This window comes from Catenibacterium sp. CAG:290 (assembly GCF_000437715.1).
Taxonomy (GTDB): Bacteria; Bacillota_I; Bacilli_A; order Erysipelotrichales; family Coprobacillaceae; genus Catenibacterium; species Catenibacterium mitsuoka_A.
The window spans coordinates 1-560 of sequence record NZ_FR898807.1; the positions used below are offsets into that span (position 1 = coordinate 1).

At 31.2% G+C, this 560-nt stretch carries 1 protein-coding gene; it reads left to right on the forward strand.

Features of this window, described 5'->3' with window-relative positions:
• Window positions 1-162 precede the first annotated feature (162 nt).
• Complete coding sequence (locus QVO42_RS04675) at window positions 163-504, forward strand: tautomerase family protein (protein WP_022425011.1); 342 nt, start codon at window positions 163-165, stop codon at window positions 502-504.
• Window positions 505-560: the final 56 nt, after the last annotated feature.

A 560-nucleotide genomic window follows, 5' to 3' on the forward strand; every position in this document is an offset into this window, starting at 1 on the left:
TTTCTCTATCAGATGCATTAACGGCATTCATCCCCCCCACCTATATTCTATATTGAGGTGGATGTTTTCTGCCTGTTTTTTAGATAAAAGTGATAAATATAGTAATAAATCAAAAAAAGTTGTATACTATGGTAAAGCATGAATTGTAAAGGAGAATGAACTATGCCATATTTAGCATTACGTACAAACAAGACATTGACTCTTTCTCAGGAAGTTGAATTAAAAACTACTGTAGGAAAGTTAATTACAATGTTTCCTGGTGAATCAGTAGATACATTCATGATTCATATTGAAGATAATCAGCTCATTTATTTTAAAGGCCAGGAAGCAAATTGTATGATGATCACATTATACTTAAAAGGTCATTATACAGATGAACAGAAGGAACAGTTTGTAGCTGAACTTACTAAAGCTTTAGTAAAAATTACAAAGATTCCTGCTTCAAATCAGTATGTTACTATCTCTGAATTTGAAAAATGGGGTCACGGTGGTATCTACGAATAAGATTTTGCCTAGCAAAATCTTATTTTTTTTCGCTAAGTTTATGAAAAATGTTGCTA

What these genes read in the sequence shown, in the direction of transcription:
- QVO42_RS04675 (WP_022425011.1), top strand. Translation starts at nt 163, where the DNA reads ATGCCATATTTAGCATTACGTACAAACAAGACATTGACTCTTTCTCAG.